At 64.8% G+C, this 15,603-nt stretch carries 16 protein-coding genes; 7 read left to right on the top strand and 9 right to left on the bottom strand.

The window, feature by feature from the left end:
- Nucleotides 1–2: 2 nt before the first annotated feature.
- Entirely contained in the window at nt 3–887 is an 885-nt protein-coding gene (locus ACQY46_RS03380) for a methylated-DNA--[protein]-cysteine S-methyltransferase (RefSeq protein WP_428700399.1), read from the bottom strand.
- 74 nt (nt 888–961) lie between these two features.
- On the opposite strand from ACQY46_RS03380, the gene ACQY46_RS03375 reads away from it, so the two are divergent.
- Complete coding sequence (locus ACQY46_RS03375; protein ID WP_428698900.1) at nt 962–3,256, top strand: hypothetical protein; 2,295 nt, start codon at nt 962–964, stop codon at nt 3,254–3,256.
- A gap of 31 nt (nt 3,257–3,287) precedes the next feature.
- On the opposite strand, the gene ACQY46_RS03370 is transcribed toward ACQY46_RS03375, so the two are convergent.
- Entirely contained in the window at nt 3,288–3,842 is a 555-nt protein-coding gene (locus tag ACQY46_RS03370; RefSeq protein ID WP_428698899.1) for a DUF2244 domain-containing protein, read from the bottom strand.
- Nucleotides 3,843–3,864: 22 nt separating this feature from the next.
- Here ACQY46_RS03370 and nth point away from each other — a divergent pair, with 22 nt between their 5' ends.
- A complete protein-coding gene (nth, locus tag ACQY46_RS03365; protein WP_428698898.1) occupies nt 3,865–4,617 on the top strand; it encodes an endonuclease III in 753 nt (250 codons plus the stop codon).
- A 79-nt stretch (nt 4,618–4,696) separates the two neighbouring features.
- On the opposite strand, the gene irrA is transcribed toward nth, so the two are convergent.
- The gene (gene irrA, locus ACQY46_RS03360; protein WP_336623176.1) at nt 4,697–5,107 is read right to left on the bottom strand and encodes an iron response transcriptional regulator IrrA; all 411 of its coding nucleotides are present in this window, start codon (nt 5,105–5,107) and stop codon (nt 4,697–4,699) included.
- Nucleotides 5,108–5,540: 433 nt separating this feature from the next.
- On the opposite strand from irrA, the gene fabA reads away from it, so the two are divergent.
- From fabA to fabI, 3 genes are all read left to right on the top strand, one after another.
- A complete protein-coding gene (gene fabA, locus ACQY46_RS03355; RefSeq protein ID WP_428698897.1) occupies nt 5,541–6,041 on the top strand; it encodes a 3-hydroxyacyl-[acyl-carrier-protein] dehydratase FabA in 501 nt (166 codons plus the stop codon).
- A 185-nt stretch (nt 6,042–6,226) separates the two neighbouring features.
- Nucleotides 6,227–7,450: a beta-ketoacyl-ACP synthase I gene (fabB, locus tag ACQY46_RS03350; RefSeq protein ID WP_428698896.1), complete on the top strand. Its 1,224-nt coding sequence runs from the start codon at nt 6,227–6,229 to the stop codon at nt 7,448–7,450.
- 10 nt (nt 7,451–7,460) lie between these two features.
- The gene (gene fabI, locus ACQY46_RS03345) at nt 7,461–8,291 is read left to right on the top strand and encodes an enoyl-ACP reductase FabI (RefSeq protein ID WP_428698895.1); all 831 of its coding nucleotides are present in this window, start codon (nt 7,461–7,463) and stop codon (nt 8,289–8,291) included.
- 60 nt (nt 8,292–8,351) lie between these two features.
- Here fabI and ACQY46_RS03340 read toward each other — a convergent pair whose 3' ends face one another.
- Nucleotides 8,352–8,918, bottom strand: coding sequence for an SH3 domain-containing protein (locus tag ACQY46_RS03340; protein WP_428698894.1), 567 nt, complete (start codon nt 8,916–8,918; stop codon nt 8,352–8,354).
- A 347-nt stretch (nt 8,919–9,265) separates the two neighbouring features.
- Here ACQY46_RS03340 and ACQY46_RS03335 point away from each other — a divergent pair, with 347 nt between their 5' ends.
- Nucleotides 9,266–10,252, top strand: coding sequence for a 2-hydroxyacid dehydrogenase (locus ACQY46_RS03335; RefSeq protein ID WP_428698893.1), 987 nt, complete (start codon nt 9,266–9,268; stop codon nt 10,250–10,252).
- A gap of 23 nt (nt 10,253–10,275) precedes the next feature.
- On the opposite strand, the gene dnaQ is transcribed toward ACQY46_RS03335, so the two are convergent.
- From dnaQ to ACQY46_RS03310, 5 genes are all read right to left on the bottom strand, one after another.
- Nucleotides 10,276–10,998 carry a DNA polymerase III subunit epsilon gene (dnaQ, locus tag ACQY46_RS03330; protein WP_428700398.1) on the bottom strand — a complete coding sequence of 241 codons (723 nt, stop codon included), beginning with the start codon at nt 10,996–10,998 and terminating at the stop codon, nt 10,276–10,278.
- A gap of 168 nt (nt 10,999–11,166) precedes the next feature.
- Nucleotides 11,167–11,754, bottom strand: coding sequence for a dephospho-CoA kinase (gene coaE / locus ACQY46_RS03325; protein ID WP_428698892.1), 588 nt, complete (start codon nt 11,752–11,754; stop codon nt 11,167–11,169).
- Nucleotides 11,751–12,590 (bottom strand): shikimate dehydrogenase, encoded by an 840-nt coding sequence (locus ACQY46_RS03320; RefSeq protein WP_428698891.1) that lies wholly within the window; start codon nt 12,588–12,590, stop codon nt 11,751–11,753. Before ACQY46_RS03320 ends, coaE begins: the two co-directional genes overlap by 4 nt.
- Nucleotides 12,587–13,183 carry a Maf-like protein gene (locus ACQY46_RS03315; RefSeq protein WP_428698890.1) on the bottom strand — a complete coding sequence of 199 codons (597 nt, stop codon included), beginning with the start codon at nt 13,181–13,183 and terminating at the stop codon, nt 12,587–12,589. The genes ACQY46_RS03320 and ACQY46_RS03315 overlap by 4 nt, the downstream gene beginning before the upstream one ends.
- A 90-nt stretch (nt 13,184–13,273) precedes the next feature.
- Entirely contained in the window at nt 13,274–14,089 is an 816-nt protein-coding gene (locus ACQY46_RS03310) for a pyruvate, water dikinase regulatory protein (RefSeq protein WP_428700397.1), read from the bottom strand.
- A 488-nt stretch (nt 14,090–14,577) separates the two neighbouring features.
- Between ACQY46_RS03310 and hemE the strand changes: the two genes are divergently transcribed.
- Nucleotides 14,578–15,597: a uroporphyrinogen decarboxylase gene (gene hemE, locus ACQY46_RS03305; RefSeq protein WP_428698889.1), complete on the top strand. Its 1,020-nt coding sequence runs from the start codon at nt 14,578–14,580 to the stop codon at nt 15,595–15,597.
- The last annotated feature ends 6 nt before the right edge of the window (nt 15,598–15,603 follow it).

Genomic DNA, 15,603 nt, shown 5'->3' with positions numbered 1-15,603 from the left:
CCTCAGAGATTTTCCAGAACGGGACCGGCCAGGCCCGCTTCCCAGCCGAGGATGGCACGCTTGCGGGTCAGGCCCCAATGGTAGCCGCAGAGCTTGCCGTTGCTGCCGAGCACCCGGTGGCAGGGCACCACGAAGGACACCGGATTGCGACCGACGGCGCGGCCGACGGCACGCGCTGCGCTCGGCTTGCCGAGGCGTTCGGCAATGGCCTTGTAGGTGGTGGCGCGGCCAAGCGGAATGCGCAGCAGCGTCTCCCAGACGCGGATCTCGAAATCGGTGCCGATCAGCACGACCCGCAGCGGCGTATCCTCTGTCCAGGCATCGGGACTGAAGATCCGCTCGGCCAGCGGCGCGGTGCGCGCAATGTCTTCCGCATAGGCTGCCCGCGGCCAGCGCTCCATCATGTCGTCAAGCGCGGCGCGCTCCTCGCCCGGATCGGCGAAAGCCAGACCGGCAAGGCCATGCTCGGTCGCCATTACCAGCGCCATGCCGAAAGGCGAGGGGTGGAACCCCCAGGAAATCACCGCTCCCTCGCCCTTGGCGCGGTAGATGCCCGGGGTCATCGCCTCGTGGGTGACGAAGAGATCATGCAACCGGGCCGGGCCGGACAGGCCCACCTCGTAGCTGGCATCCAGCACGGTCGCCGACTGGCGCAGCAATGCACGGGCGTGATCGAGCGTGATCGCCTGCAGGAACTGCTTGGGCGTGATCCCCGCCCAGCGCGAAAAGACCCGTTGCAGCTGGATCGGCTCCAGTCCGAGATCCCCGGCCAGCGCCTCCAGGCTTGGCTGGTCGCGCCAACCCTCGGTGATCGTCTGCAACGTGCGCCGCACGGTCTCGTAGTCACGGGCGGCCTCGCGCGGCGAAAGTTCGGCGCGTACGGCCATCGTCGGCGCGGCGATATCCTGCATCACGGTCATCGCGACGGTCTCCTCTTGCAAGCTGTGCGAACGCACCGAACGTGTCGGCCGAACCTGCCTTGAAACCTAGAGCCGGGTGGGGCGGCGTACCACCCGATTTGCGACATGGATCGCAGGCGCGCGACGGCAACCGTTGGTGCGCGCGCCGTCTTGCTTCGGCCAAAAACCCGGGCCACTCTGCCACACACAAGCACATCATCAGGCTGCACGCACGCGAGATGGATACCGACCACATGCAAGACCGCTCCCTGCCGGCCCGCCCGACACGAATTGCGGCCATCCGCGGGGCCGCCGCTTTTGCGAGCACCCTGACACTGGTCGCAACCGTCGCTGTACTGGCATTTTCCACGGGAAGAGCCAGCGCCGACGTCCGTATTGTTTCGCTGAAGAGCGACAATCCGGCGATCGCCATCACCTCGGCGACCAGCGGGGGCGTCGCGCTCAAATCCGTCGGCAAGTCGGACACGAGCCTTTTCGTGGAGGCCGGCGCGGCGGACAAGGACTTTGCCTGCCAGCAGACGCTGGCAATCACGCTGTCCAACGGCCGCTCGCTGTCGCGCGCCTACGACCTTTGCGCGGCGAATTACACGCTGACGGTGGAGACGGCGGCCGCAACCCGCCCGGCACCGCCGAAGGCCGCACCCGCGGAGACGGTCTCCTCTTCGTCCCCCGCCTCTCCCGCACAGGCGAAAAAGACGACCTCCGGCCGCATTGAGCGCAAACTGGTGATGATCCAGACCGATGACGACACCGCGATCCGCGAGGTTTTCATCGATGACAGGCCGGCACAGGTGCGCCGCCGCTCCCAGGCACGCGTCTTCGTCGAGGTCGAGGGCAACGCGAAGAATGACGGGCAGATCGACTGCCGCCGGCCGATGCGGCTCGTGCTCGCCGACGGGCGCATCCTGCAGGACACCGTCGATATTTGCGGGGACTGGAAGGTGACGATGAGCACCAAGGCCGCGGCCAAGCAACAGGCAAGCGGCGGCGGCGTGCGCCGGGCGGTGCCCTCCACCGCCGGCCCCGCAGCCCCGCCGCTTGCCGGCGGCGTCCGCCGGCCGACCACATCGGGCGGCGCGGAAGGATCGGACACATCCGGCAACCTGCGCGGCAGCCGCGACGAGACCGCCCGCACCGACCCGGCGATCCGGACAGGGGAAAGAACCGGCGAAGCGACGGAAGAGCAAACGGAGACGGCCGAAGAAGCCCGCAACCAGGCATCGGCGAACGGCAGTTCCTCCGCTCCGCATGACAGCCTCGCCCTGCCGCTTTTCGACAATCGCGAATGGTATGTTTCTTCGGACCAAGGCGGCAGTTTGAGCCTGATCTACGGCATTCGCGAAACCGACGATCGCGGCTTCCTGGCGACCTGCAGCAGAGGCTCCAACCAGATTGACACGACCCTCCTGCCAGGCGATCTGCGCCTTGCCGAAAATGCCCCCGTGGACGTCGCGCTTTCCGCCCGCGACATCACCCGCCGCTACACAGGGAGCGGATCATCGGCCAACAATGAAAGCGGCCAATCGATGCCGGTGGTGCGGCTCGCCGCCGACGATCCGATCTGGTCGGGCCTGGCGCGCGGCGAAGCGCTGACGGTGGCGCTTCAGGGAAGCTGGCGCTATCGGGTGTCGTTGTCCGGCAGCGCCGGCCCGGTGCGCGCCTTCCAGCAGGCCTGTGCCGCCCCCGCGCCCGCTGTCGCCGACAATCCCGACCTGACACGCGGGCTGCCGGTCGCCGGCGCGGATCCGCAGGGACCGACCTGCGCCGATGAAGGCTTCATCACCTCGGTTCCAAGCGACCTGCCGGCCACCATGATCTTCGAGAACCGCCGGCAGCGCCCGGTCGTCGTGCACTGGATCAATTTCGACGGAATGCGCGAAACCTACGCGAGGGTCCCGCCGGGAAGCCGGATGGTGCAGCAGACCCTGGCCGGCCACCCCTGGCTGGTTTCGACCCCTTCGGGACGCTGCCTTGGCATGTATCTGCCGCGCGGGCGCAGCCGCACGGTCACCATGGCGCCGGGACGGGGCGGTGACGCGCCGGTCGCCGGCGGGCCGATCGCGCCCCCGCCCCCCGCACCTTTCGTCCCGGGCGGCGACCTGGTCGAGCTGTCATACGACTGCGACAGCGGTGCCTACCTGTCCGTCACCATCGACAACGACCGGCAGGTGGCAATCGTGCGCGAGCAAGGCCTCTCGCCGGTAACGCTCGCGGACCGGTCCCGCGGCGGGGTCGATCTTTACTATGCCGATCGCGGATATGTGCTCAGCGGTTCGGGAAATCGCGTCAACTGGCAGCGCCCGGGCTCCGCGCCGCAATATTGCCGGGTCTTCTAGGGCAACGACGCAGGCGGGTCCGACCGTCAGTTCATTCGGCAGGGGCGCCGAGAGGCGGCCCGCCCGACTGCGCGAGCGCAAGCGCCGAACGCAGGGCCCCGGCAAAGCTGGTGCGGTCTTCCGGGTTCAGGAAGCTGCCGATCTCGATGGCCCGGTCGCGCGCCGTCAGCATGATGCGAGTGACCCCCTCGTCCTCTTCCTCGCGCAGATGCAGCCGGGCCCAGAACGGGTTGCAGGTGAAGGACTGCTCGCGGCCGGAGGCGAGCACCTTGCGGATGCGCACTTCGGTGCGCGATACCCGCACCTCCTCGAAGGCGCGCGCCGCCTTGTAGTTCCAGCGAAACGCCAGGAAGACCAGCAGCACATCAAGCCCGAGAAAGCCGAAGACCGGCCACGCGCCAAGCGACAGGAACAAAAGGCCCGTCGACAGGCAGATGCCGCAGACAAACAGCATCAGAACCCGAAAGCCGGCAGGCCCGAGCGAGCGGTAGGGGGTCAGAAGCGCGGCGAAGAACGGCGCGTTCCCGTCGTCGCGGCGGGCGTCGCCGGTCTCGAACGGCTCGGATTTCGGATTGCCGGGCATCATGAGCGAGGATTATAGAGGGGGAATGAGCGAGAACCAGCCGAAATCAGCCACCAGACGCAAGCCCGCCGCCGGCAGGACGACAACCGCCAAGGCCGCGAGCGTGCCGCGCCGGACAGCCCGGCCGCGCTACACCAGGGCCGAGTTCCACGCGATCTTCGCCCGCTTCCACGCCGCCAATCCCGAGCCGAAGGGCGAGCTCCACTATGTGAACCCGTACACGTTGCTGGTCGCGGTGGCGCTGTCGGCGCAAGCCACGGATGTGGGTGTCAACAAGGCGACGCGACCGCTGTTCGAGATTGCCGACACGCCGGAGAAGATGGTGGCGCTCGGCGAGGACAGGCTGCGCGACGCGATCAAGACGATCGGCCTCTACCGGAACAAGGCGAAAAACGTCATCGCCCTGTCGGAGATCCTGATCGACCGGTTCGGCAGCGAAGTGCCGCAGGAGCGCGAGGCGCTGGAAACCCTGCCCGGCGTCGGCCGCAAGACGGCCAATGTGGTGCTCAACATCGCCTTCGGCATGCCGACCATCGCCGTCGATACCCATCTCTTCCGCCTTGGCAACCGCATCGGCGTCGCGCCCGGCAAGACGCCACTGGAGGTGGAGAAGGCGCTGGAGAAGGTGGTCCCGCCGGAATTCCTGCTCCACGCCCATCACTGGCTGATCCTGCATGGCCGCTACATCTGCAAGGCACGCCGGCCCGAATGCGAGAAATGCCTGATCGCGGACCTGTGCAAGAGCCCGGAGAACACGCGGCGCGCGGACGCTGCCTGATTTTCAGGGGAACGGACAGGCCCCGGGAGGGAGGACGCTCGGGCGCAGATCGGCCGGGTGCATGGCCGGGACGGAGGTATCAGTCCTTGCGGCGGAGCCGGATCACCACGTCCACACGCACGATTTCCATGCCTTCAGGCGCTTCCGGCAGACGCGTCATCGAAACGCCCGAGCCGGGAACATCGATGACGCGGTTGTCGCCCTCGATAAAGAAATGGTGATGGTCGTCGGTGTTGGTGTCGAAATAGGTCTTCGTGCCCTCGACGGCGACCTCGCGCAGCAGACCCGCCTCGGTAAACTGGTGCAGCGTGTTGTACACGGTCGCCAGAGACACCGGCACATCCGCGGCCTCGGCCTCCTCGTGCAGAAGCTCGGCCGAGATATGGCGGTTCCCGCGCGAGTACAGCAGTTCGGCAAGCGCAACGCGCTGACGGGTCGGGCGCAAACCGGCCGTTCTCAGCATGTCCTGAACTTCGCGCTGTCGCTGCATCTCTCTCACGTTCGCCTGCTCACCTTGGCTTTTTGAAACTGTACCGCCAACTCAGAGATGGCGGCTCCCGTGCCACCGGTCAATCCCGGTCGCAAACTTCGGCGGCAACACGGCTGCCGGATCGCCTTCTTCGCAGTTTTCTGCCATGAACCGCGCCCTTCATGCAAGTCCTGCGGACCCATCGGGCAAATGTCGAAATACGACCCACTGCAGCGCACCACGAGTATTATGGCAGGAAAGCCTGCGACAAAACACGGTGGAGCGCGCGAATGCAGCGCGAAATCGCATGATTGCAACGACTTCTCGGGCTTTCGGAGCGGAAGGTGCTATGTTAGTAAGCGCGGCAGAACCAGACTCTGAACCGGACCACGGCCGCATGAAGCCATGGCCGGTAGACGGGGCATCTTGAAAAACCTGCGGGAATGGGAAGAACGTGCGGCAATCCAGCTACTCCTACGAAGAATTGCTCACCTGCGGACGCGGCGAGCTGTTTGGCCCCGGAAACGCGCAATTGCCGCTTCCTCCCATGCTCATGTTCGACCGGATCACCGAGATCTCGGATGATGGTGGCGAGCATGGCCTGGGCTGTGTCCGCGCCGAGTTCGACATTCGTTCGGACCTCTGGTTTTTTGCCTGTCATTTCCAGGGCGATCCGGTAATGCCCGGCTGCCTCGGCCTCGACGCCCTGTGGCAGATGACCGGCTTTTTCCTCGGCTGGCTCGGCGAGCCGGGACGTGGCCGCGCCATTTCCACCGGCGAAATCAAGTTCTCGAAGATGGTCACGCCCGACGTGAAGCTGGTCGAGTACGGTGTCGACATCCGCAAACTGCGGCGCGGACGCCTCGTCCTCGGCGTTGCCGACGGATGGTTGAAGGCGGATGGCGAAAAGATCTATCAGGCGAAGGACCTGAAGGTCGGCTTGTTCCAGGCCTGACCGCGGGTGCAACAGTGCTGAACGGGCCGGCGCGTGATCGTCACGATTGATCGCCGGAAGGTTGGCGCCTATGTGGTTGGGACACGGTCCTGCGGATTGCAGGGCAACGCGGCCCCCGGGACGCGAGAGATCTTGAGACCGGAACGACGCCTTCAGCGTCGAGCGAACCTATACGGGAGACCGCGATGAGGCGGGTGGTAATCACCGGACTGGGCATCATTTCGTCGATCGGAAATTCGGCGCAGGAAGTCCTTGAGAGCCTGCGCGAGGGGAAGTCCGGCATTTCCGCGGCCCCCGACTACGTGGAACACGGTTTCCGCAGTCAGGTGCACGGCATGCCGGATATCGACCTGGCTGCCGAGATCGACAAGCGCCAGCTTCGCTTCATGGGCGACGGCGCGGCCTACAACTACCTCGCCATGCAGCAGGCGATCGCCGACAGCGGGCTTGAGGACGGCGACGTCTCAAACCCGCGCACGGGCATCGTCATGGGCTCTGGCGGGCCCTCGACCAAGAACATCTTCCTGGCGCACAAGACGGTGATCGAGAAGGGATCCCCGAAGCGGATGGGCCCGTTCATGGTCACCCGCGGCATGAGCTCTACGAACTCGGCCTGCCTGGCGACGCCCTTCAAGATCAAGGGCATCAACTACTCCATCACCTCGGCCTGCTCGACGTCTGCCCACTGCATCGGCGCCGGCACCGAGCAGATCCAGTGGGGCAAGCAGGACGTGGTCTTCGCCGGCGGCGGCGAGGAGCTCGACTGGACGCTTTCCTGCCTGTTCGACGCGATGGGCGCGATGTCGTCCAAATACAACGACACGCCGACCACGGCCTCGCGCGCCTATGACGTGTCCCGCGACGGTTTCGTGATCGCCGGAGGCGGCGGCGTGGTGGTGCTCGAGGAGCTCGAGCACGCAAAGGCGCGCGGCGCCAAGATCTACGCCGAAGTGACCGGCTATGCGGCCAATTCCGATGGCTACGACATGGTCGCGCCGTCGGGAGAGGGCGGCGAACGCTGCATGCGCCTTGCGATCGAGACGCTGGGCGACCGCAAGGTCAACTATGTCAACACCCACGGCACCTCGACGCCGGTCGGCGATGTCGGCGAGATCCAGGCGATCCGCAGGGTTTTCGGCGACGACCAGCCCGTCGCGTCCTCGACCAAGTCGCTCACCGGCCACAGCCTCGGGGCAACCGGCGTGCACGAGGCGATCTACTGCCTCTTGATGCTGCAAAACGATTTCATCACCGCATCCGCGAACATCACCGAACTCGATCCGGCGCTCAACCCGGACGAGATCGCAATGCAGCGGATCGACAATGCCGGTCTCGACACGGTGCTATCCAACAGTTTCGGTTTCGGGGGCACCAACGCCTCCCTCGCGCTGTCGCGCTATCACGGCTGAGGGGGCCAGAATGTCGGGATTGATGAAAGGCAAGCGCGGCCTTGTCATGGGTGTCGCGAACAACCATTCGATTGCCTGGGGCATCGCCAAGGCACTGGCGGACCAGGGCGCGGACATGGCGTTCACCTACCAGGGCGACGCCTTCGGCCGCCGGGTCAAGCCGCTGGCCGACAGTGTTGGGGCAAAGCTGCTGATCCCGTGCGACGTCGAGGATGTGGCAAGCGTGGACGCGGTTTTCGAGACGCTGAAATCCGAGTGGGGTTCGATCGATTTTCTCGTGCATGCCATCGCCTTTTCCGACAAGTCGGAGCTGCGCGGCCGCTATGCCGACACGACACGCGAGAACTTCACCCGCACCATGCTGATCTCGTGCTTCTCCTTCACGGAGATCGCCAAGCGGGCCGCGGACCTGATGACGGATGGCGGCGCCATGGTGACGCTGACCTATGGCGGCTCCAACCGGGTCATGCCGAACTACAACGTCATGGGCGTGGCCAAGGCGGCGCTTGAATCCTCCGTGCGCTACCTGGCGATGGATTTCGGCTCGCAGAACATCCGCGTCAATGCCATCTCGGCCGGCCCGGTGCGCACGCTCGCCGGCTCAGGCATCTCCGACGCACGGGTGATGTTCAATTACCAGAAGCAGCATTCGCCGCTCGGACGCACCGTGACGATCGACGAGGTGGGCGGCTCCGCCCTTTATCTTCTTTCCGGCCTGTCTTCCGGCGTCACCGGCGAGGTGCATTTCGTCGACAGCGGCTACAGCACGGTGTCGATGCCGCGCCTCGATGCACTCAAGGCACAGGAAGCGCAGACCCGGCAGGTTCACGAAGAAGTCTGACAAGACGGTTCTGTGAAGCGCCAGTCCCTGGGAAAAGGCCGGCCACCTGGGCCGGCTTTTTCATTCGACCGTTTCGTCGGGATAGACGCCGAACAACCGCGTCTGGTCGATCCAGCCGGAAAACCCGCTGCCGCTCACCCGGCACCAGCCCTCGCGGCAGGATCCGACATTGACGAGCACATTGGGTGCGAGTTCCGCGGCCAGCCTTGCATCGGAGCGCGGATCGGCGCGCAGCGGCGTCGTGCCGGCTTTCTCCCAGGGCGTGACGAGCGCCGTGCGGCGCCCGCTCAAGAGCGAATGGAAGACCCAGCCCTCCTCGCCCTGCCAGTCGCGAATGCGTCGCCAGTTCTCGAATTCCTGAACAATTTCAACGGGAAGTCCCGATCGCAGATAGGTCCAGCCGATCCGGTGCTCGAGGGTCGGTCCGACGCGCACGTTGACGCGATCCGACTTGAGGCTGACGAAACGGGGGACGGGGAAACCGCTCGGCCCCATCGTGACGCTCTGGGCAATGACAGGGGAGCCGGTTGCAAACCATGCACCGCCAAGCACAACGGCAATCAGGCACAGGCTGCGGACAAGCCTGCCGCCAGGGCCTGTGTTTCGCGGTGCCGTGCGCATGGTCATTCCAGTCATTTCCCCTTCTCAAGGATCTCGTCGCCTGCGTGCATCGCTGCCGGCACTGCACACCGAAGCCACTTCGGCGACGGCAGACGGCCCGCGGGCGCGCCGCAGCGGCGCCGCTCTTGCCGCCCGTCCGGAAACGCTGCCAGCGAAACCCTGCGAATCGCTCTTTTTCAAGGCAATTCGCGGGCCGGCACCGGATTGCGGGAAATCAATCGGCTCCGATCCCTTGTTTTGAACCGACCATCTGGTAAGGAGAACGGGAGCGTCGAACCGGCTTTTCGGAGACGATGCAGTTTGGGACAAGCAGGGTTAATGAGCCCTCAACAGAGCGCGAAAAGGCGAGGAGCATGCCCAGGAAAAAGCCGCTGGTCGTCGTGACACGCAAGCTGCCGGATGTTGTCGAAACCCGGATGCGCGAGCTGTTCGAAACCCGTCTCAACGAAGCCGACCGGCCATTAAGCCAGGCGGAGCTGGTGGAAGCTGTGAGGACGGCGGATGTTGTCGTCCCGACCGTGACCGACCGGATCGATTCCGCGGTGCTCTCCCAGGCTGGCCCCAATCTCAAGCTGATCGCCAATTTCGGCAATGGCGTCGACAATATCGACGTCATAACGGCCAACAATCGCGGCATCACCGTCACCAACACGCCAGGCGTCCTGACCGAGGACACGGCGGACATGACGATGGCGCTGATCCTCGGCGTGCCGCGACGCATGGCCGAGGGCATCAAGGTGCTGGAGCATGGCGAGTGGGGCGGCTGGTCGCCCACCTGGATGCTCGGCCACCGGATCTGGGGCAAGCGTCTCGGCATCATCGGCATGGGCCGGATCGGCCAGGCGGTGGCGCGCCGGGCCAAGGCTTTCGGCATGTCGATCCACTATCACAACCGGAGACGGGTGGCGGAAACGCTGGAGGAAGCGCTTGAGGCGACCTATTGGGACAGTCTCGACCAGATGCTCGCCCGCATGGACGTGGTCTCGGTTCACTGCCCGCACACACCTGCGACCTATCATCTTCTTTCGGCACGCCGGCTCAAGCTGATGAAGCCGAACGCCTATATCGTCAACACCGCGCGCGGCGAGGTGATCGACGAGGCGGCGCTGATCCGGCAACTCGATGCCGGACATCTGGCCGGCGCCGGTCTCGATGTGTTCGAGCACGAGCCGGCGGTCAATCCCAAGCTCGTCGCCTCCGACAAGGTCGTGCTGCTGCCGCATATGGGTTCGGCAACGGTCGAGGGCCGCATCGACATGGGCGAGAAGGTCATCATCAACATCAAGACCTTCATGGATGGGCACCGTCCGCCGGACCGGGTTCTGCCGTCAATGCTGTGACGGGCGGCGCGTCCCTCGCGCTGTCATTTTCCTTCTGGCGAGGCAAAACGCGCCCACACCGCGTCCTCGCCCATCCCGGCGACGAATTCGTCATGGGCGACGCGTTCCGTCTCCGTCAGCCTTGACGGCAGGGGAGCGGGCCGCGGCCGGGCCGGCTCGCGTCGCATGGTCTCGCGGTCGTCCGCCTGTCGGGATTGCCCCTCCTCGGGCTCCACCGACAGCGCAAGCCCTGCCTGCTTGCCCCCGATCAGCTCGATATAAACCTCGGCGAGGATCTCGGAATCGAGCAGCGCGCCGTGCTTGGTGCGGCGCGAATTGTCGATGCCGTATCGGTTGCACAAGGCATCCAGCGAGGCCGGCGAGCCGGGATGCTTGCGCCTGGCGATCGCCAGCGTATCGAGCACCTGGGCCGGGGAAACCGGCTCCCGGCCGATCCGCCCCAGCTCCATGTTGATGAACCCCATGTCGAACGAGGCGTTGTGGATGACCAGCACCGCATCCCCGACAAAGTCCAGGAACTCCTGTGCGACCTCGGCGAACTTGGGCTTGTCGGCAAGGAACTCCGCCGAAAGCCCGTGCACGTTATAGGCCTCGATCGGCACGTCCCGTTCCGGGTTGAGATAGACGTGATAGGTGCGGCCCGTGGGCACGTGATTGATGAGCTCGACCCCGCCGATCTCCACAAGCCGGTCGCCGTTCCTGGGGTCGAGCCCCGTGGTTTCGGTGTCGAAGGCAATCTCGCGCAGCATCAGGGCTTCATCCCGTTTGGCAACCGAAACGGTCGCGGGCGGCCAAGTGTCCGGGAAGGACACATATAGCCACAAGACGCTCGGTGGATATGCAGAGGAAATGCACTTCTTTTCCCCAGCAAAGGCATGCTGTTGTTCACATGGTGCGGCATCGGCGGAAGCATCTCAGGCGAGAGCGGAAACCGCGCGCAGCACCGATCCCACCATGCGCCGGGCAGGCTCCAGTCCATGCCCGGTGTCGATCAGGAAATGGGCCCGCCGGCGCTTTTCCGCATCCGGCATCTGCTTTGCGAGCAGGGCATCGAGGCGTTCCGCGTCCATGCCCGGGCGGGCGAGCACGCGCTGGCGCTGGATCGCGGGATCCGCAGTCACGACGACCGTTGCCCTGACCCGCTCTTCGCCGCCCGTCTCGAAGAGAAGGGGAATGTCGAGCACGGCGATCCGGGCAGCGCTCTGGCGAGCTGACTTGAGGAAGGCGGCCTCGCTCTTTCGAACCAGCGGATGGACGATCTCCTCCAGGCGGCGCATGGCCTCCGGCCGGCCGATCACCTGCGCGCCGAGTTTCCTGCGGTCGACAACGCCATCGTCCGTACTTCCCGGAAAAGCCGCTTCGATCAGCGGTGCGGCCTCGCCCCGGTACAGGGCGTGAACGGCGGCGTCCGCGTCATATACGGCCGCGCCTGCGTTTGCGAACATCTTCGCGGTGGTCGACTTACCCATGCCGATCGAACCGGTGAGGCCAAGGAGAATCACGGTGCCTTTCCCAGATCGGCAAGGACAAGAGCCCGCAACTCCTCGGTGACCCCGGGCCGCACCCCGAACCAGCGCTCGAAGGCTGGCACGGCCTGATGCATCAGCATGCCGAGGCCGTCGGCCACCGGATTGCCACGGGCGCGGGCACGGGCAAGAAGCGGCGTTTCCAGCGGCACATAGACCAGATCGGTGACAATGGCGCTTTCCGGCAGGTTCCGCAGATCGATCTCGAGCGGCGGCTGACCGCTCATGCCAAGGGACGTGGTGTTGACCAGCATGCCGGTTTTCCCCATGAGTTCCTCAAGATCCTCCCAATGATGGGCAACCGAGTCGGCACCGAAACGGGCTTGCAGGCCTGCGGCCTTTTGATAGGTCCGGTTGACGATTGCCACGGTTTTCACACCACGGGAGAGCAGCGCCCAGACAACGGCGCGCGCCGCGCCTCCGGCACCCAGGACCACGGCATGCGAAACACCATTGTCCCAGCCTGGCAGCGACTGGTCGAGGTTTCCCAGGAAGCCGAGGCCGTCCGTGTTCGCGCCGATCAGCCGGCCAGCCTCGTCAAGCCAAAGCGTATTGGCCGCGCCCATGGCGCGCGCGGCCTCGTCCAGTTCGTCACAGGCCGCCGCCGCCGCTTCCTTGTTGGGAACCGTCACGTTGCAGCCGACAAGACCGCTCCCTCGAAAATCGCGATAGAAGGCCGCGGCCGTATCGGGGGGAACCGCGATTTTCTCGTAGCTTCCGTCAATGCCGTATTCGGCAAGCCAATGGCCGTGAACCAGTGGCGAGCGGGAATGAGCGACCGGAAAACCTGTAATCGCGGCACGGCGCGTCATGTTTCCAGAACTCCCTGGCGGCGAAGTTCGTCCAGAAGCGGCAGGAGCGGCAGCCCCAGAACGGTGAAATAGTCGCCGTCAATGGCATCGAACAGCTGCACGCCGCGGCCCTCGAGTTGATAGGCCCCGACGCTTGCAAGGGCATCGTCTCCGACCGCGGCAAGGTAGCGGCCGACAAATTCCGGACCGAAAGCGCGCATCTTCATCCGTACGGTGCGAACGGCCCGCCAGATCGTCTCGCCATCGCGGGCGATCGCCGCGGCCGAATGCAGCGCATGGCTCTTGCCGGACATCGCAAGCAACTGCCGACGCGCCGCTTCCATGTCATCGGGCTTTGTCAGGCGGGCACCGCCGAACTCCAGCACCTGGTCGGCACCGACGACGAGCACACCCGGGTTGCGCGAACTGGTTTCCTGCGCCTTCGCCTCGGCCAGCACCTTGGCGATGTCTTCCGGCGAGACGCCGCTTTCCAGAAGCGGTGCCTCGATGGCCCGTTCATCGACGCGGGCGGGGTCGATGCGAAACGTCAGTCCCGCGTTTTGCAGGAGCTCGGCCCGGATGCGGCTTCCGCTGGCGAGAACAAGATCGGTCATGGAATGTCCGGCAGGTCTGTTGAAGGATGAGATCGCGATAGCAGGGGTTCGTGCCAATGGCCAGTGGCGACAGGTGAAGTCCGCCCCTCGTCAGGCGCCGCTGACGGCCAGCTCGCTCTTGTGGGTACGGTAGAGCGTCATGATCTCGGCGGCCGTTTCCTCGATGGAACGACGAGTGACGTCAATCAGTGGCCAGCCGTTTTCCGCGCAGATCTTGCGCGTAACGGAGATTTCACGCGCAATCACACGGCGATCGACATAGGTCTCGTTGGCAAAATTTGCCGCACTCAGCGACAGGATGCGGTTCTGGCGAACCTGCTGGATGCGCTCCACAGACGCGATGACCGCGACGATCAGTGCCTTTCGCGATTCCTGAAGCTGCCGGGGCAGCGGGATATCCGGCACGATCGGGATGTTGGCCGCCTTGATGCCCCGGTTGGCGAGATAGATGCAGGTCGGCGTCTTCGAGGTCCGGCTGACGCCAAGCAGCACGACATCTGCCTCGTCGAGGTCGTCCGGGATCTGCCCGTCGTCATGCAGCATGGTGAAATTCAGCGCGTCGATGCGTCGGAAATAGTCCGCATCGAGTGCATGCTGGCCGCCAACGCGGCCGGTCAGCCGCACATTCAGGTAGGACTGGAAGACGGAAAAGACCGGCGAGAGGATATTGACGCAAGGGACACCGGCGGCGCGGCCCGCCTGTTCCAGGCGACTGGCCAGTTCGGCGTCCACAAGCGTGTAGAGGACGATGCCCGGCGCGTGCTCGATCTCGTCGATGACGTGGTCGAGCTGGCGGGTCGAGCGCACCAAAGGATAGACGTGCTCGATCGCCTGAACGTCCTCGTACTGGGCGGTGGCGGCACGCGCCACGGTCATCAGGGTTTCGCCCGTGGAGTCCGAAACCATATGCAGGTGAAAGAAGTTACGGGTTTTTCCCAAGCTGTTATCCCCGCCGCGCGCTCGCCATGTTGATATCAAGGGCAAACCGGGGCCTTTTGCCCTGATCGCTCCGACACCATGCCCGAAGCGCGAAAACAATCAACATTGCTGGCCATCGTGCGAAACGGATCTGGAAGCATCCGGCATTGCGGGGACAATGTGGTTGTTCGGTGACCATCCCCAGATCGTCCCACTCTGCCTTAAAGGTTAACAGATGGTTAACAAAACTGTAACCGACTGTGGCAGCTTCAAAAATCGGGTTATCACCGTAGCCGGGAAATCTCTTGTACCCGATACCCCCTCGACACGGTGGAAGGGAACAGGTCATGTGGAGCAGTGTCGACAACCGATAATCCCGGTTGTCCAACGACAAACAAAAATAACAGAATCCTCATTTCAGGATTCTTTTCTTTTTAAAGGGGGTCTTTGTGACTCAAACGGCTTCGAGACGGGTCATGCGCGTTCTGGCAGGAGAACGGCTGTGGCCGCCCCCTGTCTGGATGATGAGACAGGCCGGCCGCTATCTCCCGGAGTACCGCGCCACCCGTTCAAAAAAGGTTAATTTCCTGGAGTTCTGTTACGATACGGATCTTGCAACGGAAGTGACCCTTCAGCCCATCCGCCGCTATGGCTTCGATGCGGCGATCCTGTTCTCCGACATTTTCGTGGTTCCCGACGCTCTCGGATACCCGGTTCGCTTCGAGGAAGGCCGTGGCCCGGTGCTCGACCCCCTGTCCCGCGAACTCGTGGCGCGGCTCGACCATGAGCGTGCGGTTTCCCATCTCGACCCCGTTATCGCTACCGTATCCCGCTTGCGGGCGGAGCTTCCGGAGGAAACGACGCTGCTGGGCTTCTGCGGAGCTCCGTGGACGGTAGCGTGCTATTCGGTGGCGGGGCATACCACGCAGGATCAGACGGCCGCCCGTATCGGCGCCTATCGCGATCCCGAGCTGATGCAGTCGTTCATCGACCAGCTCGTTCCCGCATCGATCGACTATCTCGTGCGGCAGCTTCAGGCTGGTGCGGACGCCGTCCAGATCTTCGACACCTGGGCCGGCGTGCTCGACGATGCCGGGTTCGCGCGCTGGTCGATCGCTCCGACCAGGGCGATTGTGGAAGGGGTACGGGCCGCGGTTCCCGGAGCGCGGATCATCGGCTTTCCAAAGGCCTCGGCCGCCCGTCTGGAGGACTTCATCGCCGGAACGGGAGTGGATGCGGTCGGTCTCGACTGGACGGTTCCCGCTGCGCTGGCGCGCCGGGTACAGGCACGGGTGCCCGTTCAGGGTAATCTCGATCCGATGCGGCTTGTAGCCGGCGGTCAGGCTCTCCTGGATGGCGTCGACCAGGTCCTTGAGACGCTGGGCGACGGGCCCCTGGTCTTCAATCTTGGACATGGCGTCACGCCGGAGGCGGATCCGGACAATGTCGCGCGCATGATCGAGCGGGTGCGACAGGCGAAAGACCCGAGAGGCTGAGGACGC

The sequence above is a fragment of the Stappia sp. genome (assembly GCF_965276915.1).
Lineage (GTDB): Bacteria > Pseudomonadota > Alphaproteobacteria > Rhizobiales > Stappiaceae > Stappia.
This window is presented reverse-complemented; position numbering and strand designations above follow the sequence as displayed.